Below are 3,290 nucleotides of genomic sequence, written 5' to 3' on the forward strand. Positions count from 1 at the left end.
CGGCGGCGACAACCTCATCGGGTTCGGTGTCGTCATCGTCGGTCCCGTCACCATCGGCAAGGGCTGCATCGTGGGTGCGGGTTCGGTCGTGGTTCGCGATCTGCCGCCCGACACGGTGTGCGTCGGAGTCCCCGCGCGACCTATCCGTGACCGCTTTCCCTCCGGACGATGACGCCGAGCGAGGACACCGGCGAATCGGGTCCGAGCGATGTCGGAGAGCCCCGGACACGCGCTGGGTCAGCGGTGCGAGGGGTGGTGGCCACCGCGTTGCTGGGGCAGGCCGTCGTCGCAGCCAGCGGCATCCTCGCCGCACGCATTCTCGGGGTCGAGGACCGCGGCATCCTTGCCCTCCTCGTGACCGTCGCACTTCCCTGCACGCTCCTGGGGAGCCTGGGCGGCCCCACCGCTATCGGCTACTACGTGTCGTCGGGCATCGGGGATCCCGCGGCGATGTGGCAGATGGGCAAGCGGCTGCTCGCCCGTCAGGTGGTCGCCGTCGCCGCTGTCCAAGCTGTCGCACTGATCGTGCTGTTTCACGATCAGCGGTCCGAGGCGCAGATCGCGGCGGTCCTCTCGATCGTCATTCCATCCGCGACGATGGCCCAGCTGTACGCCATGAGCATGCTGCAGGGACTGCTGGAGTTCCGCGCGTTCAACTTGGTGCGGGTGGCTCCGCCGGTGTCCTACGCGGCTGTCCTCGTGCCGCTGTTCGTGATCGGGGGCGGCGACCTGCTGCTCGTCACGATTCTGTGGGTGATCACCGTCGTCGTGGTCGCCATCGCGTCGTTCCGGGTCGCCGCCGGCCGGGTGATGCGCGCGAGCCCATCGCCACACGCACGAGCGGTGTCGCAGCGGGAGGTGCTGGCCTTCGGTGGCAAGGGATTGCTGGGGACGGCGAACCCGTCCGACGGGCTTCAGCTCGATCAGGTGGTGATCGGAGCGTTCCTCTCGCCCGTGCAACTCGGGTTCTACGTGTCAGCCGTGGCGTTCACGAATCTGGCGCGATTCATCGGGCAGTCGATCGGGATGGTCGCGTTCCCGGCCATCGCGTCCCGCCCGGCGTCCGAGCACAGGCGCCTCGTGCTGCAGTACGTCGGACTTGGTGCCCTCGCCTGCGGATCGGTGACGCTGGCCCTGGAGCTCTCGGTCGACACGTTGCTGCCTCTCCTCTTCGGCGAGGAGTTCCGGCCCGGGCTTCGCTTCGTTCACGTCTTGCTCCTCGCGGGGCTGCTGGCGGGTGTCCGGCGAACCGTGGCCGAGGCTGCGCGGGGCCGTGGACGGGCGGGAGCCGGGAGCGTCGCGGAGGTCATCAGCTGGATCTCCTTGCTTATCGCCCTGCCGATCCTGGTGCCGACGAGTGGCGCGCTTGGCGTCGCATGGTCCATGGTGATCGCCTCGGCGGTCTCCGTCGTCGTCCTGCTGTATCTCGCTCTCCGTCCCACGACTGCGCTTGGTCACGATCATGGACCCCCGGGCGAAGTCGCAGCCGGGGGTGAGTCGGGGGCCACCCTTACACTTCAGCCACGACCCCCCGCCACCTGAGGACCCTCGCTTGCTGCGCAGAACTGCGATTGCAGTCATTGATCGCCTTCCACCGTCGCTGACAGAGCGCGTCATCCGCCAACCGCGGATGAAGCGAGCGGTTCGTCGGGTGGTGAACCGCCTGGCGCCGCAGGGACTCGCAGATGTCACCGTGAAGGGCGGTCCGTCGGCAGACCTCCGGCTGCGGATCGTGCCTGGGTCGGAGAAGTACTACTGGACAGGCGACCATGAGCGCGACGTCCAGCAACGTGTCGCCGCGCTGCAACCGGGCCAGGTGTTCTGGGACGTCGGTGCCCACATCGGCCTCATGTCGCTCATAGCGGCGCGTCGAGTCGGTCGGGAGGGGGCCGTTGTCGCATTTGAGCCGGTGCCCGGCAACGCCGAGCGCCTGCGCGCGAACCTCGCGTTGAACGGGGCGGAGAACGTCACCGTCATCGGTAGCGCGGTCGCGGCGCAACCAGGCTCGATGACCATGTACTCCCGCTCCGGCGTTTCGCTGATGTGGACGCTGGAGCAGGAGAACGTCGGTGACGAACGGCTCGACGTGGAGGTGACCACCCTCGATCGGGTCCTCGACACCGCGCCGTACCCGGATCTGATCAAGATCGACACGGAAGGGGTGGAGGTGGACGTCCTCAGGGGTGCGAGCAGGCTGCTCGCCGATGCCCGGGCGCGTTTCCTCGTCGAGTTCACCGACGACGAACGGGTGCAGCAGGCCAGGGAGCTGGCACCGTCCTACCGCTTCGACTTCGTGAGCGATCGACACTGGCTGATGGTGCCCCGATGACGAATGCTGAGATCCCCACCGTGGGATGGTCCGCGCAACTCGCAGCCGCTGGTCGGTTGCCCGCTCGATACGGCATCCCGCTCGACCGTGACTTCCGTGCTCTCTGCGAGGAGGCGCTCGCCCCGGGCTCGGTCGTGCTCGACGTGGGGTCGGGTCGCGACCCCGTGTTCGCTCACGACGAGCTCCCCGAAGGGTGCCGCTACGTGGGGCTCGACATCTCGGCGGAGGAACTCGAGAACGCACCGGACGGCGCCTACGACGAGGTGCACGTCGCCGATGCGGCCATCCGTCAGGACTCGCTGATCGGGCGCTTCGATCTGATCATCAGCTGGCAGGTGTTCGAGCACATCGGCGACGTCGATCAAGCGGTCGAGAACCTGCGGCTGTACCTGAAGGAGGGCGGGCAGTTGATCGCCTTTCTGTCGGGCAAGTACAGCGCTTTCGGCGTGGCGAATCAGATCCTGCCCGAGCGCGTCGGACACGAGGTCGCCCACCGCATCCTCAAGATCCCGTCGCATGACGTGTTCCCGGCCCGGTATCGCCGCTGCTACGCGTCTGCCCTCCAGCGGTTGTTCTCACCTTGGCGATCGGTAGAGATCCGCTCCATGTATCGCGGAGCGGTGTACTTCCGGTTCTTCAACCCGCTCCTGCGGGCCTACGTCGCCTACGAGAACTGGGCCGGCAGGAAGGGACGCGACAACCTCGCGACGCACTACCTGATCCGGGCGGTCCGCTGACCGCGACGGCTCACACCCGTCGCCGGAACAACAGGTCGGCCTGCACCAGCTCACCGTCCACGCCCAGGGTCGGCGCGCCCATGGCCACCAGCATCAGCCCGTGCTGCGCCAGGTACCCGATCACCTCGTGGGCGAGCGCCTGGCCCTCGTAGAGCTCGACGAACGAGCACTCGACGAACACGTCGTCGATGAGGGAGATGGCGTCGCCGCAGCCGCGCAGGACC

General features: G+C 67.8%; 3 protein-coding genes and 2 pseudogenes. 4 read left to right on the plus strand and 1 reads right to left on the minus strand.

Features of this window, described 5'->3' with window-relative positions:
* From ABYE80_RS18830 to ABYE80_RS18845, 4 genes and pseudogenes are all read left to right on the plus strand, one after another.
* Positions 1 to 172: pseudogene (locus tag ABYE80_RS18830) on the plus strand (acyltransferase); the annotation flags it as partial.
* An 83-nt stretch (positions 173 to 255) separates the two neighbouring features.
* The gene (locus tag ABYE80_RS18835) at positions 256 to 1,542 is read left to right on the plus strand and encodes a lipopolysaccharide biosynthesis protein (RefSeq protein ID WP_372791854.1); all 1,287 of its coding nucleotides are present in this window, start codon (positions 256 to 258) and stop codon (positions 1,540 to 1,542) included.
* A gap of 112 nt (positions 1,543 to 1,654) precedes the next feature.
* Positions 1,655 to 2,329, plus strand: a complete 675-nt coding sequence (locus tag ABYE80_RS18840) for an FkbM family methyltransferase (protein ID WP_372791855.1) — start codon at positions 1,655 to 1,657, stop codon at positions 2,327 to 2,329.
* 56 nt (positions 2,330 to 2,385) lie between these two features.
* A complete protein-coding gene (locus ABYE80_RS18845) occupies positions 2,386 to 3,066 on the plus strand; it encodes a class I SAM-dependent methyltransferase (protein ID WP_372791856.1) in 681 nt (226 codons plus the stop codon).
* A gap of 10 nt (positions 3,067 to 3,076) precedes the next feature.
* Here the strand turns inward: ABYE80_RS18845 and ABYE80_RS18850 are convergent.
* Positions 3,077 to 3,290: pseudogene (locus tag ABYE80_RS18850) on the minus strand (FkbM family methyltransferase); the annotation flags it as partial.

This window comes from Paraconexibacter sp. (assembly GCF_041602235.1).
Taxonomy (GTDB): domain Bacteria; phylum Actinomycetota; class Thermoleophilia; order Solirubrobacterales; family Solirubrobacteraceae; genus Paraconexibacter.